This is a genomic window from Streptomyces sp. NPDC057939, assembly GCF_042887545.1.
Classification (GTDB): domain Bacteria; phylum Actinomycetota; class Actinomycetes; order Streptomycetales; family Streptomycetaceae; genus Streptomyces.
Genome location: NZ_JBHVPG010000005.1, coordinates 51,696 through 74,615 on the forward strand (window position 1 = coordinate 51,696; position 22,920 = coordinate 74,615).

Below are 22,920 nucleotides of genomic sequence, written 5' to 3' on the forward strand. Positions count from 1 at the left end.
GGCTCTACTCACCACAATCAGGCCGGAAGATCCGAAGGGGACGGCCTAGTCCGCCGATCGGGTCCATCCGACGGCCTCGACGCGGGCCGCGTCGGCGGGGCGGTCCTCGGCGAACAGCAGGCGAGCCGGTTCCGCCACGCGCAGGACGTCCACGTACACCCCCCGCCCGACGTAGCGTCCGGTCGCCGCGTGGCGGAACCGGAGCCGGACCTCCTGGCCCGGCCGGGCGGGCAGGGGTGCCTCCAGCCGGTGCCACACGCGCCCCGACCAGCCGCCCGCGGAGCCCAGCGGCCACTGCTCGGGGGTACCGCCCGTGGTCCGTACGGTGCTGAAGGGCAGCGGCTCCCAGGTCTCCCCGTCCGCGCACGCCTCCAGGTGGAACGCGCCCGCGCCGGGAACGGTGTCCCACCACACGGCGCAGCGCAGCCTGGCGCTCCCGGTGGTCGGGGTCAGCGGTGGCAGCGTCAACGTGCCCGATCCGCCGGTCTCCATGCCCGAGTACCAGGCGGGGCCGCCGTGCTTCGTGCGGACCGGCACGGCCCGGGCCAAGCGGTTGCCGACGGCGACCCGGGGCGCGCTGCCGGCCCGCCACGTCCGTACGGGGTGCACGGAGTTGCCGAGCAGGATCAGGAAGGAGTCGGTGGACGGGTCGAGCACCAGGGAGGTGCCTGTGAAGCCCGTGTGCCCGGCGGAGTGCGGCGTGGCCATCGCGCCCATGTACCAGTGCTGGTACAGCTCGAAGCCGAGTCCGTGGTCGTCGCCGGGGAAGGCGGTGTTGTAGTCGGTGAAGAGCAGTTCGACGGAGGCGGGACGCAGGATCCGCCGGCCCGCGTAGACCCCGCCGTCGAGCAGGGCCCGGGCGAGGACGGCCAGGTCCCAGGCGGTGCCGAAAACCCCGGCGTGGCCCGCGACCCCGCCGAGGGCGTGGGCGTTCTCGTCGTGCACCTCGCCCCACACCAGCCCCCGGTCCAGCCCCGACCAGGGCGGGCGCTGCACCTCGGTCGCGGCGGTGACCCGGCGCCAGGAGAGCGGTGGGTTGTAGCGCGTGCGGTGCATCCCGAGCGGAGCGGTGATCTCGTCGTGGAGCAGGACGTCCAAAGTGCGGCCGGTGATCCGTTCCAGGAGCAGTTGGAGCGCGATCAGGTTGAGGTCGGAGTACCGGTACACCGTCCCCGGCGTCTCCTGCGGCCGCACCGACCACAGCAGCCTCAACCGCCCCTCGCGGGTGGGCTCCTGGTAGAAGGGCGCCCATGAACGCAGCCCCGAGGTGTGCGTGAGGAGCTGCCGGACCGTGACCGCCTCCTTGCCGCCGCCGGTGAACTCCGGCAGGTAGCGGTCCACGGTCGCCTCCAGGTCCAGGCGGCCCCGCTCCATCTGCTGCACGGCCAGGACGGAGGTGAACAACTTGCTCAGGGAGGCCAGGTCGAAGACGGTGTCCTCGGCCATCGCGATCCGTTCACCGGCGGGGAACTCCTTGGGCCGGTCGGTCCGTCCGTCGTAGTCCGCGTACCGGACCGCCTCGCCCACGGCCCGGTGCAGCGCGATCGTGCGACCCCGTCCGGCGAGGACCACGGCCCCCGCGTAGTAGGGGTGTTCGGGGGAGGGGCCGAGGAAGCGGCGGGCCTCGTCGACGGCGCCCTCCAGGTGCTTCTCCAGCAGCCCGGCCTGCCGGGCGGACCCGTAGCGCAGCCGCAGCCCCTGTAGGGCGCGCCGTTCGGCGGGGTTCCCCGCGGCCCCGGCGCCCGCGCCCGGCAGCGCCGCGTGCAGGACCAGGACCCCGCCGAGCGCCAGCAGTCGCGCCCCGAGCCGCCGTCGGCTCAGCCCGCCGCCCCCGGTTCCGCCGCCGCCCCCGGTTCCGCCGCCGTCACCGGTGGCGGCGGCGGGCTCGGCCGCGTACGTCCCCCGTGCCCCAAGGGGTCGCGCCGAGGCGGCGGTCGGGGGCCCCGCGGGGGGTGGCACCCGGCCCGTACCGTCATCGCGATCCGCGTCCCGTGGAACCGTGCCACGAGATGCCCCGCCACCCGTCCCCGTACCGCCCATGTCCGGCCTCCTGTTCCTGCCCGCGCACGCTACTGGGTATCTGCCCGCCCACCCCGCACCCTCCGCACCGACCGACCCGCAAAGAATCTGACACTGCATCAGAAAACCTCTTCCCTCGGTCGCCGCCCTGCGGCATCCTCACGCCCATGGAGACGGAGCTGAGCAAGAAACTGGGAGTCGAGCACGCCATCTTCGGCTTCACGCCCTTCCCCGCGGTCGCCGCGGCCATCACCCGCGCGGGCGGCCTCGGCGTGCTCGGCGCGGTCCGCTACACCGCCGCCGACGACCTCAAGCGGGACCTCGACTGGATGCAGACGCACACCGACGGCAAGCCCTACGGCCTCGACGTCGTCATGCCGGCCAAGAAGGCCGTCGACGGCATCTCCGAGGCCGACATCGAGGCGATGATCCCGGCGGGACACCGCGAGTTCGTCCGCGAGACCCTCGCCAAGCACCACGTGCCCGAGCTGGCCGAGGGCGAGGCCTCCGGCTGGCGGATCACCGGCTGGATGGAACAGGTCGCCCGCAACCAGCTCGACGTCGCCTTCGACTACCCCATCAAACTCCTGGCGAACGCCCTCGGATCGCCGCCCGCCGACGTCATCGCGCGCGCCCACGACCACGGCGTCCTCGTCGCGGCCCTCGCCGGTAGCGCCAAGCACGCCCGCCGGCACGCCGAGGCGGGCATCGACGTCGTCGTCGCGCAGGGCTACGAGGCGGGCGGCCACACCGGCGACATCGCCACCATGGTCCTGGTCCCCGAGATCGTCGAGGCGGTCGCCCCGCTACCGGTCCTCGCCGCCGGCGGCATCGGCAGCGGCGAACAGATCGCCGCGGGGCTCGCCCTCGGCGCGCAGGGCGCCTGGCTTGGTTCCCTCTGGCTCACCACCACCGAGGCCGACCTGCACTCCCGCGCACTCACCGAGAAGCTCCTGGCCGCCGGGTCCGGCGACACCGTCCGCTCCCGCGCCCTCACCGGCAAGCCGGCCCGCCAACTGCGCACCGAGTGGACCGACGCCTGGGACGACCCGGACGGCCCCGGGGCGCTGCCCATGCCGCTCCAGGGCCTGCTGGTCGCCGAGGCCGTCTCCCGGATCCAGAAGTACGAGGTCCAGCCCCTGCTCGGCACCCCCGTCGGGCAGATCGTCGGCCGGATGAACAGCGAACGCGGCGTGCAGGCCGTCTTCGACGAACTCACCGGCGGCTTCGAGCGCGCCATCGCCCGCATGAACCGGATCGCCGGCCGCACCTGACCGTCCGGCACCCGGGCCGGGCACCCCATCGGCCCGACCACCGGGACGGGACAGGACCCACCGGGACGGGACAGGACCCACCGGAGTGAGCAGAGGAGCGAGCAGCAGCATGACCGACCAGCAGCACGGCCAGCCCCCCAACGGCTTCTGGGCCCAGGCAGCCGCCGATCCCGACCGCATCGTCCTCGTCGCCCCCGACGGCGAGGAGTGGAGCGCGGGCCGGCTGCACGCCGACGTCAACCGCCTCGTCCACGGGCTGCGCGCCGCCGGGCTGGAACGGGGGGACGTCTTCGCCGTCGTCCTGCCCAACGGCGTCGAGTTCCTCACCGCCTACCTCGCCGCCTCCCAGGCCGGCTTCTACCTCGTCCCGGTCAACCACCACCTCGTCGGCCCGGAGATCGCCTGGATCGTCTCCGACTCCGGGGCGAAGGTCCTGATCGCCCACGAGCGGTTCGCCGACGCGGCCCGCGCGGCCGCCGACGAGGCCGGGCTGCCCGCGGAGCGCCGCTACGGGGTCGGAGCCGTCCCCGGCTTCCGCCCGTACGGCGAACTCCTCGACGGGCGGCCCGCCTCGGCGCCGGACGCCCGCACCCTCGGCTGGGTGATGAACTACACCTCCGGCACCACCGGCCGCCCGCGCGGCATCCGCCGGCCGCTGCCCGGCAAGCTCCCGGAGGAGACGTACCTCGGCGGGTTCCTCGGCATCTTCGGGATCCGTCCCTTCGGCGACAACGTCCACCTCGTCTGCTCGCCGCTCTACCACACCGCCGTGCTCCAGTTCGCGGGCGCTTCCCTGCACATCGGGCACCCGCTCGTCCTGATGGACAAGTGGACGCCGGGGGAGATGCTGCGCCTGATCGACGCGCACGCCTGCACGCACACCCACATGGTCCCCACCCAGTTCCACCGCCTCCTCGCCCTCCCGCAGGAGACGAAGGACGCCTACGACGTCTCCTCGATGCGGCACGCCATCCACGGCGCCGCCCCCTGCCCCGACCACGTCAAGCGGGCGATGATCGAGTGGTGGGGCCACTGCGTGGAGGAGTACTACGCGGCGAGCGAGGGCGGCGGCGCCTTCGCGACGGCCGAGGAGTGGCTGAAGCGTCCCGGAACCGTCGGCAAGGCCTGGCCCATCAGCGAACTGGCGGTCTTCGACGACGACGGCAACCGGCTGCCTCCCGGCGAACTGGGCACCGTCTACATCAAGATGAACACGGGCGGCTTCAGCTACCACAAGGACGAGGGCAAGACGAGGAAGAACCGCATCGGGGACTTCTTCACCGTCGGCGACCTCGGACTGCTCGACGAGGAGGGCTACCTCTTCCTCCGCGACCGCAAGATCGACATGATCATCTCGGGCGGCGTGAACATCTACCCCGCCGAGATCGAGTCCGCGCTCCTCACCCACCCGGCCGTCGCGGACGCCGCCGCCTTCGGCATCCCCCACGACGCCTGGGGCGAGGAGGTGAAGGCGGTCATCGAGCCCGCCGAGGGGTTCGTTGCGGGCGACGCGCTGGCCGCCGAGATCCTGCACCACTGCGAGCGGCGACTGGCGGGCTACAAGCGCCCCAAGTCCGTCGACTTCATCGAGACGATGCCCCGCGACCCCAACGGCAAGCTGTACAAGCGTCGGCTGCGCGACCCCTACTGGGAGGGCCGCGACCGGGCGCTGTGACGGCGCGGTGCCGACACCGGAGCCCCACGGGCGTCGGCGACCGACGGACGCCGACACCACCGCGACGGGCTCCCCTCAGATGCCCACGGCCCCGTCGATCCGCTCCCGGAGCAGATCGGCGTGGCCGTTGTGCCGGGCGTACTCCTCCACCATGTGGATCAACACCCAGCGCAGCGACACCGTCCCCCGCCACCCGTCGTACCCCTCGACGTCCAGGTGCGGCGCCTCCTCGGTGAACCGGTCGGCGAAGGCCACCTCCTCGCGCCAGGCCGCCCACGCCTCCTGCACGGCCCCGGGCCCCTCCCGCGCACCGTCGAAGTCCCCGTCGGGATCCGTCGCCGAGGAGAAGCGCGGCGCCGCGTCCCCACCGGCGAGCACCTGCCGGAACCAGCGGCGCTCCACATCGGCGAGGTGACGCACCAGACCCAGCAGCGACAGCGTCGACGGTTCCACGGAACGCCGGGACGGCTCGGCCACCCCGGAGCACTTCAGCTCCAGGGTCGCGCGCTGCGCGGCGAGGACGCCGACCAGCACCGCCCGCTCCGCCCCCGTCGCGGGGGTGCTGAACCTCGGATCGTCCTCGGCGCCGGTGAACAGCCCCGCTCTCCTCTGCACGCTCTCCATGCCCGGATCATGGACCGCGGGGGCTCCCGGGTGGAACCCCCGCGCGCCCCGTCGACGCCCGCCACGCCCAAACATTTCGTGAGAAGTGCCACGTAGGGCCCCTTGATCCGCGCCGCACACCGCACCGGGGGAACAGTTCTGGCAACTTGGCACATATGAGTACGGCAACCCGCAGATCCCCCCTGACCGACTGGACCGTCGTGGTCCCCGTGGTGGCGCTGGTCGCGCTCGTCCTCAGCTGGGGACGTGACCTGCCCGGACTCGCGGTTCTCCTCGTGTCCCTCTGCCTGGCGGGCGCGGTCCTGGCGGCCGTCCACCACGCCGAGGTCGTGGCCCACCGCGTCGGCGAACCCTTCGGCTCCCTCGTCCTCGCCGTCGCGGTCACCGTCATCGAAGTGGCGCTCATCGTCACCCTGATGGCCGACGGCGGCCCCAAGACCTCCTCCCTCGCCCGGGACACCGTCTTCGCCGCGGTCATGATCACCTGCAACGGCATCGTCGGCCTGTCCCTGCTCGTCGGAGCCCTGCGCAACCGGGTCGCCGTGTTCCACGCCGAGGGCTCCGGGGCCGCCCTGGCGACCGTCGCGACGCTCGCCACGCTCAGCCTCGTGCTGCCGACCTTCACCACCAGCAAGCCCGGCCCCGAGTTCTCCACCGCCCAGCTGACCTTCGCCGCCGTCGCGTCGCTCGCCCTCTACGGACTGTTCATCGCCGTCCAGACGGTCCGTCACCGGGACTACTTCCTGCCCGTGGACACCCACCGCATCCGCAAGGAGGCCGCCCGGGCCGCGGCCGCGGCCGCCGCCGGCGAGGACGACGAACACGCGGAACCGCCCACCTCCCGGGCCGCCCTGATCAGCCTCGGTCTGCTGCTCGTCGCACTCATCGCCGTCGTCGGCGACGCCAAGGCCGTCTCCCCGACCATCGAGAAGGGCGTTGCCGACGCCGGCCTGCCCAACGCCGTCGTCGGTGTGATCATCGCCCTGCTCGTGCTGCTGCCCGAGACCCTGGCGGCCGTCCGGGCCGCCCGTCGGGACCGGGTCCAGACCAGCCTCAACCTCGCCTACGGCTCGGCCATCGCCAGCATCGGCCTCACCATCCCGGCCATCGCCCTCGCCTCGGTCTGGCTCTCCGGACCGCTGCTGCTCGGCCTGGGCCCCATCCACATGGTGCTGCTCGCCCTCACCGTGGTCGTCAGCGCCCTCACGATCGTCCCGGGCCGCGCGACCCTCCTCCAGGGCGGCGTGCACCTCGTCCTGCTGGCCGCCTACCTGTTCCTGGCCGTCAGCCCGTAGGCAACCGGCCCGCGCACGCGACCCCGGTGGGGCCGGACCACCGGCCCCACCGGAGGCACCGCGTCGGCGGTCAGCGTCGCTCGCGCGGCCACACCACCTTCAGCTTCGGCGAGCTCAGGATGTCCCGCTCGCAGAACCGTGAGGTCACCCAGCGTTCCTGGGAGAACAGTCGGGTCTGGTCGGCGAAGAACGGCGAATTCGGGTTCGCCGACTGGCCGTACGTCAGCAGGGTCCGCGCCACCGGGCAGCGGCTGCCGTCCCAGCCGACCGCCTGCATGTGGCTGGAGCCGTGCAGGACCTCCGGGTACCCGCCGGCCGCCGCGTTCCAGGGCGCCTCGATCTTGTTCCAGACACCGAGCGCCTCCGAGCCGCCGCCCACCGGCAGTTTCCGGCCGCCGCGCACCACGAACTGGTGCGCGCCGAGCGGGGCGTCCAGCGCGATCCCGGCCGCCCGCAGTTCGGTGACCGTGTCCGCGAGGGCCCGGCCGACGCCGGGAGCCGCCCGGTTGAGCGTACGGGGCGTGCGGACGGGGTCCGCCGCCGAGAACGGCACCAGCCACAGGTCCTTGGCCACCGTACCCGCGGTCAGCTTCCGCCAGAACCGGTCGAAGAGCAGGGCGCCGCGGCTCGTGGTGTCGACCGTCCGGTCCCACGACGCCAGCACGCCGCAGGCCGCCGAAACGTCCACCGGTACCCCGTTGCTGCCGACCGCCGCACCGCCGGGCAGGGCCGCGCAGGCCTTCGCCGCGTCGGCGGCCGCCAGGTCACCGGCCGGGACCCTGTTCGCGTACTGCTGCCGCTCCAGGTCACCGACCGTCAGCCGGCCCCGCGCGGCCATCGCCGACACGTCCTCGACGGCGCCGCGCGTGCGCAGCGAACGCGGCGTGCCGATGTTGCCCCAGACCCGCTCGTAGCCGGTCAGCGGGCGGTCCGCGTTGGCCAGCCAGGCGCTGTCGTTGGAGTTCTCCGCGTACGGGGCTCCCCGCAGCGTCGGCGCCCTGCCCGGGCCGAACACCCCGGGCTGCACCGCGTCCGGGTCGCTGCCGAGGGCGCAGTCACCGCGCGAACCGTCCAGCACCGCCAGCCCCGATGCCGGGTAGGTGGCCCGCCCGAGCGGGGTGGAGCAGCGCGCGACGAGTTCGTCCGTGATCCTCGGCAGCACCTGGGACTGGGTGAACAGGGTGTCGCCACCCGCGTCGGCGGCGACCGTGTTGACCCAGGGCAGGCCCTGGGTGCGCTTCAGGGCGTCCTGGATCCCGGCGACCGAGCGGGCCCTGCCCATGGCCAGCGCGGTGTCGGAGCCGCGCAGGTTCGCCGCGTTGGGGTCCGCGAGCGCGTAGGCCGTCGCGGCCGTCCAGGGCAGCGGCAGGGACGGGCCGAGGTCGGTGACGACCGGCCCGTAGCGGGTCCACCACTGGCTGCGGACGACGGGTGTCCCGCCGCCCGCCACCGGCACGACGACCTTGCGCTCCGTCATCCGCTCCGGCCTGCCGTCGACGAGGTAGGCCGTCGGGTCGGCCGGGTCCAGGGCGAGCTGGTGCAGGTTCAGGGGAGTGCCGGTGGCCACGGTGTGGCTCCAGGCGACCTTCTCGTTGAAGCCGATGTTCACCACGGCCGTACCGAGCAGGGAGCCGCCCGAGACGTTCAACTCGCCCGGGATGGTCTGCTGGGACTGCCAGAAGCGGCGTCCGCCCTGCCACGGGTAGTGCGGATTGCCCAGGAGCAGGCCCCGGCCGTTCGCCGCGGTCGACCCGGCGAACGCCACCGCGTTGGAGCCCATGTCGTAGCGGGTGGTGTCGAACAGCTCCCGGGCCGCCTCGGCGGCCGAGCCCGGATCGGGTGCCGGGGGAGCGGTAGGTCCGGCCGGGGCCGGAGGCCGCGCCGACACGATCCCGTCGACGCCGCGTCCCTGACCGCCCAGGACCGACACGGCGAACCCTCGGGCGGCCACGTCGGTCACGGTGACGGGCCGCACCCAGGCGGCCCCCTTGCACGCCGGGTCCGTGATCCTGTTCTGGGCGAGCCAGGCGTTGTACCCGGCGGCCCAACCCCGCATGAGCTCGCGCACGTCCTTGCCCGGACCGGCCGGCGCGGGCGTGGCCAGCAGCTTCTCGACGGTCCCGGCCTCCCGCACGCCCTTGAAGTACAGGTCGCTGGAGAGGTTCTTCGTGGCCGACGAGAGGGAGCCGTCGGGCGCCGCGTCCGGGCCGAACCAGCGCGAGCGTTCCCCGGCGACGGTCAGGAAACCGTCGGCGAGCACGCAGACCTGGTCGGCGGCCTGCGCCCAACCGGTGCCGAAACCGAGGTGCGCGTAGTCCCGCGCCAGGATGTGCGGGATGCCGTTCTCGGTGTACCGGATGACGGCGGACAGGCCCCCGCCCGAGGGGGCGGCCCCGATGTCGGGACCGGCGCCGGCGGCTCCGGCCTGGGGCATCGCCGCCGTCGCCGCGAGCAACGCGGCTCCGATGACGGCGACGCGGCGCAGGAGCGGGCGGGTACGGCGGTGACCGTGCGACAAGCGCGGGACCGAGCGCTGGACCGAGCTCAAATCTGACCCCCAAATTCCCTGCGGGAGGCTGCACTTGCCCGTGGTGCGGGCCGAGCCCCCGTGTCCCCACACTCACGCAGGTCGGCCGACGGTCTGTCAACATGCCGTTCGGTATCCCGGGGCGCGGTGCTGTTGACCGCACCCGCGCGCCGGGTGAGGATCACGCCATGACGGCAGTGCGGGACAACACGGTCGACGGGCTCCTCGCGGACAGCGCACGGCGGGTACCCGACCGCGTCGCCCTCCGGTACCGGGAGCGGAGCTGGACGTACGCGGAACTCGACGCGGCCGTCTCCACCGGCGCCGCCGTGCTGCGCGGCCGCCACGGTCTGGCGGACGGCGACCGGGTCGCGACCTTCGCCCACAACAGCGACGCCTACCTGATCGCCTTCCTCGCCTGCGCCCGGGCCGGTCTGGTCCACGTGCCGGTCAACCAGAACCTCACCGGCGAGGACCTCGCGCACATCCTCGACAACTGCACCGCCTCGCTCGTCCTCGCCGATCCGGACCTGGCCGCCCGGATCCCCGACGGGACGCCCGTACGGCCGCTGCGGGACGGGCCGGGGTCGTTCCTCGCCGAACTCGGCGACCCGTCGCCGGTCCACCCGTCGCCGGTCGACGGGGTGCCGTTCGAGTCGGAACGGGACCCGTCCCGGCTGGTCCAGCTGCTCTACACCTCGGGGACCACCGCCCTGCCCAAGGGCGCGATGATGACGCACCGGGCCCTGGCGCACGAGTACGAGAGCGCCATCGAGGCCCTGGACCTGACCGAGGACGACCACCCCGTCCACGCGCTGCCGCTCTACCACTCGGCGCAGACGCACGTCTTCCTGCTCCCCTACCTCGCGGTGGGCGCCCGCAACACCGTGCTCGACGCGCCCGCCGCCGAAACGGTCTTCGACCTGGTGGAGGCGGGCCGCGCCGACAGCCTCTTCGCGCCGCCGACGGTGTGGATCGCCCTGGCCAACCATCCGCAGTTCGCGGAGCGGGAGCTGGGCGCGCTGCGCAAGGCGTACTACGGGGCGTCGATCATGCCGGTGCCCGTACTCGAACGACTGCGGGAGCGGCTGCCGGGGCTCGACTTCTACAACTGCTTCGGGCAGAGCGAGATCGGCCCGCTCGCCACGGTGCTGCGGCCGGAGGAACACGAGGGGCGGATGGACTCGTGCGGCCGACCGGTGCGCCACGTGCGGGCGAAGGTCGTCGACGAGGACGGTGCGGACGTCCCGGACGGCACGCCGGGCGAGGTGGTCTACCGGTCCCCACAGCTGTGCCTCGGCTACTGGAACGACCCGGCGGCCTCCGAGGAGGCCTTCCGCGACGGCTGGTTCCGCTCCGGGGACCTCGCCGTACGCGACGCCGACGGGTACTTCACCGTCGTCGACCGGGTGAAGGACGTCATCAACTCGGGTGGCGTCCTGGTCGCCTCCCGTCAGGTCGAGGACGCGCTGTACACCCATCCCGGGGTGGCGGAGGCCGCGGTGATCGGACTGCCCGACGAGAAGTGGATCGAGGCCGTCACGGCGGTGGTGGTGCCGCGCGGTGAGGTGACCGAGGCCGAGCTGATGGCCCACGCCCGCGAGCGGCTGGCCCACTTCAAGGCGCCGAAGCGGGTGGTGTTCGCCGAGGCCCTGCCCCGCAACGCCAGCGGCAAGATCCTCAAGCGCGAACTCCGCGACCGCCTCGCGCCCCCGACGGACTGAAGGCCGGTCGCGCCGGGCCGCGCCGGGCCTCGGTGGCCGTGCGGGCCGCGCGATTCGAGTACGGCAGCTCGGGCACCCGGCGGCAGGCTCCCGCGACGAGCGGGATCCCGCCCCACGAGTACGGCCCCGGTCGCTCCGTACGCCGCGACGCGGCGGCGTCCCCGTCGACGTGGTGGGCGTCGGGGCCGACCGGACGGGCGTGGGGGAACAGGCTCGTGGGGACGGGCGTGCGGTTCGTCGAGCACTGCCTTGAGTCGACACCCGAGGACCTGGCGGGCTTCGCCCGACTGGTGGACCACGCGGGCGTGCGCCCGTCCGTCGAGCGGACGCTGCCCCTGACGGAGGCAGTCGAGGCGCACCGGCTCAGCGAGAGCGGGCGCGTCGGGGGAGTTGTCCTCGCGCCCTGACGTACCGCCCTCACGGCCGTCGCGAAACGATCAGTCCGCGGGTCGTTCGGGATCCGGTGCCCCGTGGTCGGCGGTGAGGACGCCGCCGCGGCGCAGGCGGCGCAGGGTGAGGTACTCGTGGACGAGGCGGCCGACGAGGGCGCCGCCGTAGACGACGAATCCGACGCCGACCAGCCAGGACTGGACGACGAGGAGCGTCCCGAACGGCCCGTACGTGACGGCATTGGACGCGATCAGCGGGGAGAACACCAGCTGGGAGAAGACCCGCAGGCCGAGCAGACCGAGGCTGGTGGCCACCGCTCCCGGCAGCAGCGCCCGCCAGCGGACCCGGCCGCCCAGCAGGAGCCGCCCCGATGTCCAGAAGAACAGGCACGTGCCGACCACGTCGCCGATGGTGCCCAGGATCGCGCCGATGGCGTCGTCGGAGGGGGCGGGGATCCCCACGAGCAGGGCGAGGTAGCAGACGAGCAGGGCCAACCAGACGACGTGGCGCCACATGGTGTGCCAGCGGGCGGTCGGTACGTCCCAGACCTTCTCGTAGCCGGTCTGTACGGCGGAACCGAAGGTCAGGCCGAACACCGCGAGGGCGGCCAGACCGAAAGCGGTGGTCCGCTCCAGGGCCAGGTCGGCCGCGCCGAACAGCGCCTCCACTCGGGCGCGCGAGGAGGCGGTCACCCCGAGGGCCTGCCCCAGCCAGCGGCCGAAGCCCGAGCCGCTGCCGGGCGCCGCGGCCGACACGACCACCAGCAGCGGCACCAGGGTCAGGAAGCCGAGCGCCGCGAAGCCCATGGCACGGTGCATCAGCTCGATCTCCCGGCCGCGACTCCAGGCCAGCCCGGCGGGGGAGCCCTGGAGCCGGTCGTAGAGCCGCCGGAGGATCGAGGTCACGCCTCATGCACTACCCGGGCAGGGCGGCCCGCTCCCGGGAGCGGCACCGAAGTGAGCCCGAAGGGGTGGTTTCGGACGTCCGTCAGCGCGGCGCGGCCTCCCCTCCCTGTCCGGCCTCGCGGAGGTCCTTCAGCCTCTTGATCTTGCCGACCGAGCGCTCCAGGGTCTCCGGATCCACCACCTCCACGGCGACGGACACCCCCACGGACTCCTTTACGGCCCGGACCACCTCGGCGGCCGCCGCTTCGCGCTGCCCGGGCCCGGACTCCCGACGGGCCTCCACCCGTACGGTCAGGGCGTCCATCCGGCCCTCACGGGTCAGCCGGAGCTGGAAGTGCGGGGCCAGGGCGGGGGAGCGCAGCAGGATCTCCTCGATCTGGGTCGGGTACAGGTTCACCCCGCGAAGGATGATCATGTCGTCGCTGCGGCCCGTGACCTTCTCCATCCGCCGGAAGGCCGGGCGGGCCGTTCCGGGCAGTAGCCGTGTGAGGTCCCGGGTGCGGTAGCGGATGATAGGCATGGCCTCCTTGGTCAGTGAGGTGAACACCAGCTCACCGGTTTCGCCGTCGGGCAGCACCGCCCCGGTGAGGGGGTCCACGACCTCCGGGTAGAAGTGGTCCTCCCAGATGTGCAGGCCGTCCTTGTGGGAGGCGAACTCCTGCGCCACGCCCGGCCCGATCACCTCCGAGAGCCCGTAGATGTCCACCGCGTCGATGCCGAGCCGGTCCTCGATCTCCCGGCGCATCTCCTCGGTCCACGGTTCGGCGCCGAAGACGCCCGTCCGCAGCGAGGTCGAGCGCGGGTCGATGCCCTGGCGCTCCATCTCGTCCAGCAGGGTGAGCATGTAGGAGGGGGTCACCATGATCACCTCCGGGCGGAAGTCCTGTATGAGCTTGACCTGGCGGTCCGTCATGCCCCCGGAGGCGGGGACGACCGTACAGCCAAGGCGTTCCGCGCCGTAGTGGGCGCCGAGGCCGCCGGTGAAGAGCCCGTACCCGTAGGCGACGTGGACGATCTGGCCGGGCCGGGCGCCGGCCGCGCGCAGGGAGCGGGCGACGACATCGGCCCAGGTGGACAGGTCGCCGTCGGTGTAGCCGACCACCGTTGGGCGGCCGGTGGTGCCGCTGGAGGCGTGGATGCGGCGGACCTCGGAGCGGGGCACGGCGAACATCCCGAACGGGTACTGCCCGCGCAGGTCGGCCTTGGTGGTCAGCGGGAAGAGGGCGAGGTCGGCGAGGGAGCGGCAGTCGTCGGGATGCAGGCCCGCCTTCTCGAAGGCCTTGCGGTAGAAGGGCACCCGCTCGTACGCGCGGTGCAGGGTCGCCCGCAACCGCTTCAGCTGGAGCGCCGCCAGCTCGTCGGCGCCCAGCCGCTCGCCTTCGTCGTGGAGATCCGCGTACGCCGTCATGCCGTCACCTCACCGAGAGCCAACCGAACGTTCATTCGGTAGAGTGCCGGACCTGGCGAGGTAAATCAATGACTCGAACGAGTGATCGTTACGGGAGGCCTCCTGAGCGGCGGCCGCCCGGGTGGCGGCGTACGGTCGAAGGAGGTGCCCCCGCCGGAGGAGGCGCGAAGGGAGGCGGCGGCCATGTCCGTCATCGACCCCGCGGTATCGGTCCGCCTCAGCGCGTCCGAAGCGCGCCGCCTGGCCGGGTTGCTGGCCGAGGTGGCCCACCTGCTGGAGGATTCCGGTCCGCACCGGCTCGCGGACGCCCAGGCCGAGACGCTGGGCCAGGGCGCGGGCCGCCCCGAACTCGCCGGCTGGGCCCGCGGAGTCGCCGCCGAACTCCGCGCGCAGGTCTGACGCCGTCGACGCCGCCCGCGCCGGCGGAAACCGGCAGGGCGACCCCCGTCGGTACGCGCCGATTCGCTGCCGCGCGTACGTGGACGCATGCGACGGGGCGCCCCCGAAGTCGCGCGGGCGCGGCGCCGAATCGCGGAGGTCCTGCGCATCGCGTTGCCCGGCGCGCACGGCGGGGCCGGGCAGGTCGCGGGCCGCGGAACGCCGCAGCCCGAAGGCGCGCGCCCAGGCGCGCACGGTGCCGGATCGCACCACCGGGGAACGCCCGGTCCCTGGCCGGCCGGGCCCGGCGCCGACCGCATCGAATCACCCGGCCCGGCACTGACAGCCCAGAATCTTCCGGTCCCGGAATCGGTGTGGCACCGAGTCGCGCGGCGGCGCGGACGGTGCCGAATCGCCCGGCCTCCGCACGCGCGGCGCTGAACCTCCCGGCCCCGAAAACACGACCCGAACGCATGGCCCCGAATCGCGCTGCCCGGTGCGTGCGGCCCGGAAAGGTCCGGCCCTGGAGTCACGCGGCCCGGCGCGTGCGGTGCCGAATCGCGCGACCCCGGAAACGCGCGGCGGACCGTGCGCGTCGCGGGGCCCGTGGAGCGTCGTCGCCCCGCGGGTCCGCGACGTGCACGGTCCGTTTCGTCGATCGGCGTCGGCCGCCCGTACGCCGTCCACCGGCACGCCGCCGACCGTCCCGTCCGCCGCCGCCGTCCGGCGGTGTCGGCGGCGTGTCGGTGCCGGCGGCCGCCCGCTTCAGTTCGCGGAGTCCGCCTCCGTCGCCACCGTCCGTGCCCAGCGGTAGTCCGCCTTGCCGCTCGGCGAGCGCTGGATCGTGTCGGTGATGACCAGCTGGCGCGGGATCTTGTACCCGGCCAGCCTGGTCCGGCAGTGGCTCTGGATCGCGTCCAGCGTCGGCTCGGTCGCACCCGTCCGTACCTGCACCACCGCGGCGACGTGACTGCCCCAGGTCGGGTCCGGGACGCCCGCGACGAGGGCGTCGTACACGTCCGGATGCGACTTGAGCGCCTGTTCGACCTCCTCCGGGTAGACCTTCTCGCCGCCCGTGTTGATGCACTGCGAGCCGCGGCCGAGGACCGTGACGATGCCCTCCTCGTCGACCGTCGCCATGTCGCCGAGCAGCACCCAACGCTCCTCGCCCTTGCGGAAGAAGGTCTCGGCGGTCTTCGCCGGGTCGTTGTAGTACCCGAGCGGGACGTGGCCGCGCTGCGCGAGCCGGCCGGGGACGCCCACCGCCACCGGTTCGTACGTGACGGGGTCCACCACCCGGGTGCGGTCGTTGACCTCCAGTCGGAATCCCCGCTCGGGCCCGGAGTCGTTCGTCGCCCTGCCGTTGGATCCGGACTCCGACGACCCGAAGTTGTTCAGGAGCAGCGCGTTCGGAACCAGCCGCTGGAACTCGGCGCGCACCGTCTCCGACATGATCGCCCCGGACGACGAGACGCTGAACAGGGAGGAGAGGTCCGTCCCCTCCATGGGGCCGTTGAGGGCGTCGATGAGCGGCCGCAGCATCGCGTCGCCCACCAGCGACACGCTCGACACCTTCTCCTTCTCGATGGTGCGCAGGACCTCCTCCGGGACGTACTTGCGGTGGATGACCACGCGCTGCCCGTAGTTGAAGGCGATGAACGAGGTCAGCGTCGAGGTGCCGTGCATCAGCGGGGGAGCGGGGAAGAAGGTGAGGCCGGCGCCGCGCGAGGCGACCCGCTCGGCCAGTTCCTCCGGCCGCTTCACCGGTTCCCCGGTCGGCTCCCCGCCGAAGAGCCCCGCGAAGAAGAGGTCCTCGGCCCGCCACATGACGCCCTTGGGCATGCCGGTCGTGCCGCCGGTGTAGATGATGAACAGGTCGTCGGCGCTGCGCGCGGGGAACCCGCGACCGGGGGATCCGGCCGCTTCCGCGTCCTCGTACGCGACGGGTTCGATCGCCGGTCGCGGGGCCCCCTCGGTCACCTCGCCGACCCGGATGAGGTGTCGGAGCCTCGGCGTCTGTGGCAGTGCGGCCGCGACCCGTTCCGTGAACTCGCCCTCGAAGACCAGCGCGGCGAGGTCGGCGTCGTTGTAGAGGTAGACCAGCTCCTCCTCCACGTAGCGGTAGTTGACGTTCACCGGCACGAGTCGGGCCTTCAGGCAGGCCAGCACGGTCTGCAGGTATTCGACGCCGTTGTACAGGTGCAGGCCCAGGTGCTCGCCGGGCTCCAGCCCGCTGTCCAGCAGGTGGTGTGCCAGGCGGTTGGCCGCCGCGTCCAACTCGGCGTAGGTGAGCCGGCGCTCGGCGCCGGTACCCGGGTGGTCCACGTACACGAGGGCCTCGCGGTCCGGGACCACGTCCACGACCGACTCGAACAGGTCGGCAAGGTTGTACTCCACCGTTCCTCCTGACCCTGGTGACATCTGGTGCCGGGCCCTCGTCCGGGTCCGGTCCGGTCCGCTTCGGCGGTCATTACAGCGCCGCCGCACGGAAGTGGGAAGGGAGTCGCCCAAGAAAACTGACTGTGTGTCAGAAAACTATTGAACTGCACCCGCCCCTACTGCAACCTGTTCTAGGTCTTGAGACGGGAGGACGGCAATGGGTGGGACGGAACACCTGACCGTGGAACGCCACGGAGCCACGCTGGTGCTCACCATGAACAGGCCGGAAGCGAAGAACGCGCTCTCGCTTCCGCTGTTGGTGGGGCTGTACGACGGCTGGTTGGAGGCGGACGCGGACGACGAGATCCGCTCGGTGGTGCTGACCGGGGCGGGCGGGGACTTCTGCGCCGGCATGGACCTGAAGGCCCTCGCGGGCAAGGGCATGGCGGGGGACCACTACCGGGACCGGCTGAAGGCCGACCCGGACCTGCACTGGAAGGCGATGCTCCGCCACCACCGGCCCCGCAAGCCGGTGATCGCGGCCGTCGAGGGGTACTGCGTCGCGGGCGGCACCGAGATCCTCCAGGGCACCGACATCCGGGTCGCCGGCGCCGGGGCCACTTTCGGGCTCTTCGAGGTCAAGCGCGGTCTGTTCCCGATCGGCGGCTCCACGGTGCGGCTGCCCCGGCAGATCCCGCGCACGCACGCCCTGGAGATGCTGTTGACCGGCCGCCCCTACCCGGCGGAGGAGGCGGCGCGGATCGGGCTGATCGGACGGGTCGTGCCCGACGGGACCGCCCTGGAGGCGGCCCTGGAGATCGCCGGACGCATCAACGCGTGCGGGCCCCTCGCGGTCGAGGCCGTCAAGGCGTCGGTCTACGAGAGCGCCGACATGACGGAGACGGACGGCCTCGCCGCCGAACTGACCCGGGGCTGGCCGGTCTTCGACACCGCCGACGCGAAGGAGGGCGCCCGGGCCTTCGCCGAGAAGCGACCGCCGGTGTACCGCCGGGCCTGACCGGGCCGCCCGGGAGCGACCCCGACCGGTCCGACCTGTCGCGCCCGCCCCGTTGCGCCGGACCTGTCGCGCCCGACCCGCCCCGTACCGCCCCGACCCCTCCCGCCCCGACCCGTCCCCCGGAGAATCGGAGACCCCCATGACAGCCGCCGCGTCCCCACCCGAGGTGCTGCGCGCGCCCCTCGTCGTCGAGTTCCCCTTCACCCGGTCCCTCGGCCCCGTCCAGAGCGCCTTCCTCACCGGCCTGCGCGAAGGCGTCGTCCTCGGCGTGCGGACCTCCGACGGCAAGGTGATGGTGCCGCCCACCGAGTACGACCCCGTCACGGCCGAGGAGATCCGCGAGCTGGTCGAGGTCTCCGCCACCGGTACCGTCACCACGTGGGCCTGGAACGGAGAACCCCGTCCCCAACAGCCCCTCGCCACGCCCTTCGCCTGGGTCCTGGTCCGGCTCGACGGCGCCGACACGGCGATCCTGCACGTCCTCGACGTCCCCGGCCCCGAAGCCGTCACCACCGGCATGCGCGTCCGCGTCCGCTGGGCCGAAGGGCGGACCGGCGCCATCACCGACATCGCCTGCTTCGAGCCGGACACGGGACCGACCGACGGGCGGCACACCGCTCCCCGGCGCGAGGCCACCCCCCACGACGGGCTCTTCGCCGACGCCGTCACCGGCATCGTCGCCGAGGCCCGCTTGGACTACACGTACAGCCCCGGCCGCGCCCAGACCGCCTACATCGGCGCCCTCTCCGAGCGCAGGACCGTCGGCGAGCGCTGCCCCTCCTGCCACAAGGTGTACGTCCCGCCGCGCGGCGCCTGCCCCACCTGCGGGGTCGCGACCACCGACCGCGTCGAGGTCGGACCGGCCGGCACGGTCACCACCTACTGCATCGTCAACATCAAGGCCAAGAACCTCGACATCGAAGTCCCGTACGTCTACGCCCACATCGCCCTCGACGGAGCCGACCTCGCCCTCCACGGCCGGATCGGCGGCATCCCGTACGACCGGGTCCGCATGGGCCTGCGCGTCGAACCCGTGTGGACGGACGGCGGCCGCTACCCCGACCACTACCGCCCCACCGGCGAGCCGGACGCGGACTACGACGCGTACAAGGAGCTCATCTGATGCCCGCCACGCCGAGGACCCCGCGGTACGCCCGCGAGGTGGCCGTCATCGCCTTCGCGCAGAGCGACCACCTGCGCCGCACCGACGAGTTCAGCGAAGTCGAGATCGTCATGCCGGTCATCCACCAGGTACTGGAGCGGACCGGCCTCAAGGCCAAGGAGATCGGCTTCACCTGCTCCGGTTCCAGCGACTACCTCGCCGGCCGGGCCTTCTCCTTCACCATGACCCTCGACGGAGTCGGTGCCTGGCCCCCGATCTCCGAGTCGCACGTCGAGATGGACGGCGCCTGGGCCCTCTACGAGGCCTGGGTCAAGATCCAGACCGGCGAGGCGGACACCGCGCTCGTCTACTCGTACGGAAAGTCCTCCCCGGGCCCCCTGCGCGACGTCCTCACCCGACAGCTCGACCCCTACTACCTCGCCCCGCTCTGGCCCGACTCCGTGGCCCTGGCCGCCCTCCAGGCCCGGGCGCTGATCGACGCGGGCGACACCGACGAGGACGCCCTGGCCGCCATCGCCGCCCGCAGCCGGGCCGCCGCGGTCGACAACCCGCACGCCCAGCTCACCGGCGAGGTCCCGCAGGGCGACCACCTGGTGGCGCCGCTGCGCACCGGCGACTGCCCGCCCATCGGTGACGGCGCCGCCGCCGTGATCCTGGCGGCGGGCGACGCGGCCCGGCGGCTCTGCGAACGCCCCGCCTGGATCACCGGCATCGACCACCGCATCGAGGCCCACGGGCTCGGCCTGCGCGACCTCACGGACTCCCCGTCCACCCGTCTCGCCGCCGAACGCGCCGGGGTCTTCGAAGCCCCCGTCGACACGGCGGAACTCCACGCGCCGTTCACCTCGCAGGAGGTCGTGCTCCGCAAGGCCCTCGGCCTCGGCGACACCGTGAACGTCAACCCCTCGGGCGGCCCGCTCGCCGCCAACCCGGTCATGGCCGCCGGCCTGATCCGGATCGGCGAGGCCGCCGCCCGGATCCACCGCGGCGAGTCCGACCGGGCCGTCGCCCACGCCACCTCCGGACCCTGCCTCCAGCAGAACCTGGTCGCCGTCCTGGAAGGAGACCCCCGTTGAGTACGACGAGCACGACGGGCAAGGAACCGGTGGCCGTCGTCGGCATCGGCCAGACCAAGCACGTGGCGGCCCGCCACGACGTCTCCATCGCCGGACTGGTCCGCGAGGCCGCGAGCCGGGCCCTCGCGGACGCCGAACTGACCTGGGCCGACATCGACGCGGTCGTCATCGGCAAGGCCCCCGACTTCTTCGAGGGGGTGATGATGCCCGAGCTGTACCTGGCCGACGCCCTCGGCGCGGTCGGCAAACCGATGCTCCGCGTCCACACGGCGGGCTCCGTCGGCGGGTCGACCGCCCTCGTCGCCTCCAACCTGATCGCCGCCCGCGTCCACCGGACCGTCCTCACCCTCGCCTTCGAGAAGCAGTCCGAGTCCAACGCCATGTGGGGCCTGTCCCTGCCCGTCCCCTTCCAACAGCCGCTGCTCGCCGGCGCGGGCGGGTTCTTCGCCCCGCACGTGCGCGCCTACATGCGGCGCACCGGCGCACCCGACGCGGTCGGCTCGCTCGTCGCCTACAAGGACCGGCGCAACGCGCTGAAGAACCCGTACGCCCACCTCCACGAGCACGACATCACCCTGGAGAAGGTCCAGGCGTCGCCGATGCTGTGGGACCCGATCCGCTACTCGGAGACCTGCCCGTCCTCCGACGGCGCCTGCGCGATGATCCTCACCGACCGGGCGGGCGCGGACCGTTCGCCCCACCCGCCGGCGTGGCTGCACGGCGGCGCCATGCGCAGCGAGCCGACCCTGTTCGCGGGCAAGGACTTCGTCTCCCCGCAGGCCGGCAAGGACTGCGCGGCTGACGTCTACCGGCAGGCCGGGATCACCGACCCGCGGCGGGAGATCGACGCGGTGGAGATGTACGTCCCGTTCTCCTGGTACGAGCCGATGTGGCTGGAGAACCTGGGCTTCGCACAGGAGGGCGAGGGCTGGAAGCTCACCGAGGCCGGGGTCACCGAACTCGACGGGGACCTCCCCGTGAACCCGTCGGGCGGGGTGCTGTCCACCAACCCGATCGGCGCCTCCGGCATGATCCGCTTCGCGGAGGCGGCGCTCCAGGTGAGGGGCCGGGCCGGGGAGCACCAGGTGCCGGACGCCCGCCGGGCGATGGGCCACGCGTACGGCGGCGGGGCGCAGTTCTTCGCGATGTGGCTGGTCGGCTCCGAACCGCCGACCACCTGACCGGCGCCGCCCGCGCACCGACCGGGAGCGCGCCGGGAGCGGCTCGGAGCGGGGGCCGGCGGTGGTGACGGCGGTGGTGATGGCCGTCGGGCTGCCGCGCGGTGGCCGCCCGGTGGCCGCCCGGCGGCGGATCGACGTCCGGTCGCCGGGTGCCGCGGGTGGCCTGTGCGGCCCCCGTCGCGATGGCTACCCTGGGCGGCCGGACGACGTACCGGGAGGAGCACGCACGTGGCCGAGAGCATGATTTCGCGACCCCTCGCAGGCTGGGGCAGGCCCGACCTCGATCTCAGCGGCGCGGACTGGCAGCCGGGCGGTCGAGGGGTGGGCGACGTCCAGATCGCCTTCGTCGAGGGGTTCATCGCGATGCGCGACGGCGAGCGCCCCGACGACCCTTCGGTGATCTTCGCGCCGGACGAGTGGCGCAAGTTCGTCGTACAGGCACGGGTCGGCCGCTTCGGCCCCACCTGACCCGTCGGCCCCACCTGACCCGTCGGCCCCGGCCCCACCGGCGGCCCCGGCCCCACCGGGCGGACCCCGTCCGACCTGCGGAACCGATCCGATCCGACCTGCGACCCGGTCGGATCGGATCCGGTCCGACAGGCCCTGGGATCGCCGCCATGGGACGCACCACCATCGACGGCACACCCGTCCACCGGATCCCCTCGACGGGCCCGCTCCGGTTCGGTCTGCGCTTCGGCTGCGGGGTCCGGGACGAGACGTACCGGACGTTGGGCGCGAGCCAGGTCGTCGAGCGCCTCATCATCGAACGGGCGGACGCGGACGCGGGCCTGGTGACGTACGGGTCGCTGTCCGACCTGGACGAGACCCGCTTCTACGGCTCGGGGGCCCCCGAAGATGTGGTCCGCTTCCTGGAGTCGGTGTGCCGGGCCCTGTCCGACCCGCCCCCGGAGCGCCTGGAACACGTGGCGGGCATCCTGGAGATCGAGCACACGGCGCCCGTGGACGTCCGAGCGGCCCAGGCGCTGAACGCCCGCTACGGTGCGGAAGGCCTCGGCCTCGCCGGCCGGCGGGGCCCCGGTTACCGGGCGCTCACCGCCGACATGGTCCGGGAGCACGCGGCGACCCACTTCACGCGGGGCAACGCCGTCCTGCTGCTCGGCGGCCCCTCCCCGGAAGGGCTGCGGCTGCCGCTGCCCGAGGGCGCCCGGCCCGCGCGCCGCGCTGCGCGCCGGCTCACCGGGCACGTCCGGGCGCAGCGGGACACCGACGGGATCGCCCTCGCCCTCGACGCCCCGATCGGTTCGGCGGCGGCCCGCCCGGGGCAGTGCGTCCTCGTGGAGCGGATCGACCGGCTGGTGCGCGGGAGCCTCGGCATCAGCAGTCACGTGGAGGTCGTCGAGGTCCCGCGCGACGCGCTCTCCGTCGAGCGGATCGTGGTGCTCGACGTGGCCGAGGGCAAGGAGGTGGTCGCGGCCACCGCCCTGTGGGGGGAAGCGGTCCGACCGGCCCAGGAGCCGCCGCTGCCGGGCGAGTTGACGGACCTGGCCGTGCCCCACGGGGTGCACCCCTCGCTCACCGGGCTCGACGGACGACGCCTGGAGCACACCTCCGTGTGCGAGGTGTGGGACACCCCGTTCCCGCCCGGCCAGGTCTTCCGCAGGACCCCGCTCGCCCGCGTCAAGTACCGCGCGGCCCGCCGCGAGCGGCTGGTGCTGACCCCGCACCCGATCGTCCACGGCCGCGACGACTGGTGCCACGAGTACCGCTTCGGCGAGGTGGCGGAGTTGGAGCAGTGGGGCCGCGGCCGCACCGTCGTCGCCCGGTGCGGCTGCGCCCTGGAGCTCGGCGGGGGCTCCCGCACCGGCGACGAGCGGGTACGGGCCGCCCTGGACGGTGCCGTCCCGCCCGCCCGCATCCGCGTCCGGACGCCCGCCCCGTAGTGCCGTCCCCCCGTGGCGACGCC

The 22,920-nt window shown here is 73.4% G+C and carries 18 protein-coding genes; 12 read left to right on the forward strand and 6 right to left on the reverse strand.

Going from position 1 to position 22,920, the window contains the following annotated elements; genetic code table 11:
* Positions 1 to 45 precede the first annotated feature (45 nt).
* Positions 46 to 2,040 (reverse strand): serine hydrolase, encoded by a 1,995-nt coding sequence (locus tag ACFVS6_RS07980; RefSeq protein WP_389701694.1) that lies wholly within the window; start codon positions 2,038 to 2,040, stop codon positions 46 to 48.
* A 146-nt stretch (positions 2,041 to 2,186) separates the two neighbouring features.
* Between ACFVS6_RS07980 and ACFVS6_RS07985 the strand changes: the two genes are divergently transcribed.
* Both ACFVS6_RS07985 and ACFVS6_RS07990 read left to right on the forward strand, forming a co-directional pair.
* Positions 2,187 to 3,293 (forward strand): nitronate monooxygenase, encoded by a 1,107-nt coding sequence (locus tag ACFVS6_RS07985; RefSeq protein ID WP_389701696.1) that lies wholly within the window; start codon positions 2,187 to 2,189, stop codon positions 3,291 to 3,293.
* 109 nt (positions 3,294 to 3,402) lie between these two features.
* Positions 3,403 to 4,968 carry an acyl-CoA synthetase gene (locus ACFVS6_RS07990; RefSeq protein WP_389701698.1) on the forward strand — a complete coding sequence of 522 codons (1,566 nt, stop codon included), beginning with the start codon at positions 3,403 to 3,405 and terminating at the stop codon, positions 4,966 to 4,968.
* 75 nt (positions 4,969 to 5,043) lie between these two features.
* On the opposite strand, the gene ACFVS6_RS07995 is transcribed toward ACFVS6_RS07990, so the two are convergent.
* Positions 5,044 to 5,592, reverse strand: a complete 549-nt coding sequence (locus tag ACFVS6_RS07995) for a DinB family protein (protein WP_389701699.1) — start codon at positions 5,590 to 5,592, stop codon at positions 5,044 to 5,046.
* A gap of 155 nt (positions 5,593 to 5,747) precedes the next feature.
* On the opposite strand from ACFVS6_RS07995, the gene ACFVS6_RS08000 reads away from it, so the two are divergent.
* Entirely contained in the window at positions 5,748 to 6,887 is a 1,140-nt protein-coding gene (locus ACFVS6_RS08000; RefSeq protein ID WP_389701701.1) for a calcium:proton antiporter, read from the forward strand.
* Positions 6,888 to 6,957: 70 nt separating this feature from the next.
* Here the strand turns inward: ACFVS6_RS08000 and ACFVS6_RS08005 are convergent, their stop codons facing one another.
* Entirely contained in the window at positions 6,958 to 9,405 is a 2,448-nt protein-coding gene (locus ACFVS6_RS08005; RefSeq protein WP_389701703.1) for a penicillin acylase family protein, read from the reverse strand.
* Positions 9,406 to 9,602: 197 nt separating this feature from the next.
* Between ACFVS6_RS08005 and ACFVS6_RS08010 the strand changes: the two genes are divergently transcribed.
* Positions 9,603 to 11,138: a fatty acyl-CoA synthetase gene (locus tag ACFVS6_RS08010; protein ID WP_389701705.1), complete on the forward strand. Its 1,536-nt coding sequence runs from the start codon at positions 9,603 to 9,605 to the stop codon at positions 11,136 to 11,138.
* 38 nt (positions 11,139 to 11,176) lie between these two features.
* Positions 11,177 to 11,545, forward strand: a complete 369-nt coding sequence (locus tag ACFVS6_RS08015; protein ID WP_389701706.1) for a zinc-binding dehydrogenase — start codon at positions 11,177 to 11,179, stop codon at positions 11,543 to 11,545.
* A gap of 30 nt (positions 11,546 to 11,575) precedes the next feature.
* On the opposite strand, the gene ACFVS6_RS08020 is transcribed toward ACFVS6_RS08015, so the two are convergent.
* Together ACFVS6_RS08020 and paaK are read right to left on the reverse strand one after the other, a co-directional pair.
* The gene (locus ACFVS6_RS08020) at positions 11,576 to 12,433 is read right to left on the reverse strand and encodes a YhjD/YihY/BrkB family envelope integrity protein (RefSeq protein ID WP_389701708.1); all 858 of its coding nucleotides are present in this window, start codon (positions 12,431 to 12,433) and stop codon (positions 11,576 to 11,578) included.
* Positions 12,434 to 12,515: 82 nt separating this feature from the next.
* A complete protein-coding gene (gene paaK / locus ACFVS6_RS08025) occupies positions 12,516 to 13,841 on the reverse strand; it encodes a phenylacetate--CoA ligase PaaK (RefSeq protein WP_389701710.1) in 1,326 nt (441 codons plus the stop codon).
* A 183-nt stretch (positions 13,842 to 14,024) separates the two neighbouring features.
* On the opposite strand from paaK, the gene ACFVS6_RS08030 reads away from it, so the two are divergent.
* Complete coding sequence (locus ACFVS6_RS08030; protein WP_389701712.1) at positions 14,025 to 14,240, forward strand: hypothetical protein; 216 nt, start codon at positions 14,025 to 14,027, stop codon at positions 14,238 to 14,240.
* Positions 14,241 to 14,984: 744 nt separating this feature from the next.
* Here the strand turns inward: ACFVS6_RS08030 and ACFVS6_RS08035 are convergent.
* Positions 14,985 to 16,616, reverse strand: coding sequence for an acyl-CoA synthetase (locus tag ACFVS6_RS08035; RefSeq protein ID WP_389701713.1), 1,632 nt, complete (start codon positions 16,614 to 16,616; stop codon positions 14,985 to 14,987).
* Between the two features lie 199 nt (positions 16,617 to 16,815).
* Between ACFVS6_RS08035 and ACFVS6_RS08040 the strand changes: the two genes are divergently transcribed.
* The 6 genes from ACFVS6_RS08040 to ACFVS6_RS08065 all read left to right on the forward strand — a co-directional run bounded on the left by ACFVS6_RS08040 (position 16,816) and on the right by ACFVS6_RS08065 (position 22,897).
* The gene (locus tag ACFVS6_RS08040) at positions 16,816 to 17,616 is read left to right on the forward strand and encodes a crotonase/enoyl-CoA hydratase family protein (protein WP_389701714.1); all 801 of its coding nucleotides are present in this window, start codon (positions 16,816 to 16,818) and stop codon (positions 17,614 to 17,616) included.
* A gap of 139 nt (positions 17,617 to 17,755) precedes the next feature.
* On the forward strand, positions 17,756 to 18,739 hold the full coding sequence (locus ACFVS6_RS08045; protein WP_389701716.1) for a Zn-ribbon domain-containing OB-fold protein: 984 nt from the start codon (positions 17,756 to 17,758) through the stop codon (positions 18,737 to 18,739).
* Positions 18,739 to 19,815, forward strand: a complete 1,077-nt coding sequence (locus ACFVS6_RS08050) for a thiolase domain-containing protein (RefSeq protein WP_389701718.1) — start codon at positions 18,739 to 18,741, stop codon at positions 19,813 to 19,815. The genes ACFVS6_RS08045 and ACFVS6_RS08050 overlap by 1 nt, the downstream gene beginning before the upstream one ends.
* A complete protein-coding gene (locus tag ACFVS6_RS08055; RefSeq protein ID WP_389701719.1) occupies positions 19,812 to 20,996 on the forward strand; it encodes a thiolase domain-containing protein in 1,185 nt (394 codons plus the stop codon). The genes ACFVS6_RS08050 and ACFVS6_RS08055 overlap by 4 nt, the downstream gene beginning before the upstream one ends.
* A 228-nt stretch (positions 20,997 to 21,224) precedes the next feature.
* On the forward strand, positions 21,225 to 21,464 hold the full coding sequence (locus tag ACFVS6_RS08060) for a DUF397 domain-containing protein (protein ID WP_389701720.1): 240 nt from the start codon (positions 21,225 to 21,227) through the stop codon (positions 21,462 to 21,464).
* Positions 21,465 to 21,613: 149 nt separating this feature from the next.
* Entirely contained in the window at positions 21,614 to 22,897 is a 1,284-nt protein-coding gene (locus ACFVS6_RS08065; protein WP_389701721.1) for a hypothetical protein, read from the forward strand.
* Positions 22,898 to 22,920: the final 23 nt, after the last annotated feature.

Excerpts from the sequence above, each read along its gene's own strand:
- ACFVS6_RS07980 (WP_389701694.1), bottom strand. The coding sequence starts at position 2,040 with ATGGGCGGTACGGGGACGGGTGGCGGGGCATCTCGTGGCACGGTTCCA.
- ACFVS6_RS07985 (WP_389701696.1), top strand. The coding sequence starts at position 2,187 with ATGGAGACGGAGCTGAGCAAGAAACTGGGAGTCGAGCACGCCATCTTC.
- ACFVS6_RS07990 (WP_389701698.1), top strand. The coding sequence starts at position 3,403 with ATGACCGACCAGCAGCACGGCCAGCCCCCCAACGGCTTCTGGGCCCAG.
- ACFVS6_RS07995 (WP_389701699.1), bottom strand. The coding sequence starts at position 5,592 with ATGGAGAGCGTGCAGAGGAGAGCGGGGCTGTTCACCGGCGCCGAGGAC.
- ACFVS6_RS08000 (WP_389701701.1), top strand. The coding sequence starts at position 5,748 with ATGAGTACGGCAACCCGCAGATCCCCCCTGACCGACTGGACCGTCGTG.
- ACFVS6_RS08010 (WP_389701705.1), top strand. The coding sequence starts at position 9,603 with ATGACGGCAGTGCGGGACAACACGGTCGACGGGCTCCTCGCGGACAGC.
- paaK (WP_389701710.1), bottom strand. The coding sequence starts at position 13,841 with ATGACGGCGTACGCGGATCTCCACGACGAAGGCGAGCGGCTGGGCGCC.
- ACFVS6_RS08030 (WP_389701712.1), top strand. The coding sequence starts at position 14,025 with ATGTCCGTCATCGACCCCGCGGTATCGGTCCGCCTCAGCGCGTCCGAA.
- ACFVS6_RS08040 (WP_389701714.1), top strand. The coding sequence starts at position 16,816 with ATGGGTGGGACGGAACACCTGACCGTGGAACGCCACGGAGCCACGCTG.
- ACFVS6_RS08045 (WP_389701716.1), top strand. The coding sequence starts at position 17,756 with ATGACAGCCGCCGCGTCCCCACCCGAGGTGCTGCGCGCGCCCCTCGTC.
- ACFVS6_RS08050 (WP_389701718.1), top strand. The coding sequence starts at position 18,739 with ATGCCCGCCACGCCGAGGACCCCGCGGTACGCCCGCGAGGTGGCCGTC.
- ACFVS6_RS08065 (WP_389701721.1), top strand. The coding sequence starts at position 21,614 with ATGGGACGCACCACCATCGACGGCACACCCGTCCACCGGATCCCCTCG.